1 protein-coding gene is annotated in these 1,767 nt (G+C 62.8%); it reads left to right on the forward strand.

Annotation, left to right across the window (positions count from 1 at the left end):
- Window positions 1-1,767 (forward strand): DUF885 family protein (locus tag R3F00_RS17860; RefSeq protein ID WP_371283081.1); only part of this gene is annotated, 1,767 nt, incomplete at both ends.

Below are 1,767 nucleotides of genomic sequence, written 5' to 3' on the forward strand. Positions count from 1 at the left end.
CAAAAGGACAAGGCCCCCGCCACGCAGCCAGCCAGCGAAGTCGCGCCCGTTGTCGTTGACTCCAAGGAGGCAGGCGCTGCATCTGACGCGGCGATCGATCAATTGAGCCGGAGTTACTACCAGCAGGTTCCGGAAGCGGCGACCTACAACGGCATCCCCGAAGCACTCACCTCCGGCGCGGATGCCCGGCTCAACGATCGTTCGATCGAGGGAGACAAGGCTCGCGTCAGTGAAATGGAAAAGCGCCTGGCCGAGCTGCAGGCGACGTCTCCGGAATCGCTTGGCGCGGACCAGCGTCGCACCCGTGACACCTTGATCACCCTGTTTGATGCGGCGCTCGGGCCGACACGCGTCGCAAATTATGGCAGCAGCTTCGATGTCTACGGCATCTGGTACCTGCCCTACGTGATCAACCAGAATTCCGGGGTCACGGTGGACGTGCCGAAGTTGATGGAAGCGCAGCAGACCGTGAACAATGCCGATGAGGCCGGGGAGTACCTGGAGCGCCTGGAGCGGTTCCCCGGAATCCTTGACGGCGCGCTCGCGAAAATGCGCCACGACGTGGATCTTGGCGCCATTCCTCCCGACTTCATCGTGCAGAAGGCCAGGGCCGTGGTCGATGCGTTTGCGGCGATGCCGGCGGCGGACAACGTGCTGGTCACGAGCTTCGCGAGCAAGCTCAAGGCCGCCAATATTGCGGATGCTGAGGCGTATTCCGGTAAAGCGCTGGAACTCGTCTCCAACGGTGTCCTGCCGGCCTATCGGCGCATCAGCGCCTACCTGGGGGAAATCGAGCCCCTGGCGCCACACGATGCCGGCCTGTGGCGTCTGCCGAATGGTGCTGCGCTGTACAAGGCAATGATCAGGCACATGACCGACAGCGATCTGGATCCCGAAGAAGTGCATCAGATCGGTCTCGACGAGGTGGCCCGCATCACGGCCGAGATGGACGTGCTTCTTCGCGCGCAGGGTTATACCGAAGGCACGGTCGGTGAGCGCATGATCGCCCTGGCTGCGGATCCGCGCTATGTGTTCCCGAATACGCCGGAGGGCAAGGCGCAACTGCTGGCCAGCATCGAAGCACAGATGGCGGCCGTGAATGCGCTGCTGCCGACCTTGTTCGGCAACTTGCCGAAGCATCCGGTCGAGTTGCGCACCGTCCCCGAGTTCAGCCAGGACTCGGCACCCGGTGGCTATTACGATCCGCCTGCGCCAGATGGCTCGCGTCCCGGGATCTACTGGGTCAACTTGCGCGATACCGCTGCACTGCCGAAATTCTCCTCGCCGACGCTGACCTTTCACGAGGCGATCCCCGGGCACCACATGCAAATGGCCATCGCCATCGATCAGGATGCCCCATTCATCGCCAAGAGCTTCTATTCCAACGCCGCGGGTGAAGGTTGGGCCCTTTACGCCGAGGCGCTGGCCGCCGAGATGGGCTTGTATGCCGAGGATCCGATTGGCGACATCGGTCGCCTGCGCGACGAGCTGCATCGCGCGGTCCGACTGGTCGTCGATACCGGCATGCATGCGAAGAAATGGAGTCGCGAGCAGGCACTCGAGTACATGATCGCCAACGAGGGCGCCGACCAGGAAGGTGCGGTGTCGGAAATCGAGCGCTACGTGGTCTGGCCCGGTCAGGCTCTCGGCTACAAGATCGGCATGCTCAAGATCCAGCAACTGCGCAAGGAGGCCGAAGCGGCCTATGGCGACCAGTTCGATATCCGCGAATTCCACGATCGCCTGCTCGCCATTTCTTCTTCCGCG

Origin of the sequence: Dokdonella sp., assembly GCF_041395345.1 — a bacterium.
GTDB lineage: Bacteria > Pseudomonadota > Gammaproteobacteria > Xanthomonadales > Rhodanobacteraceae > Dokdonella.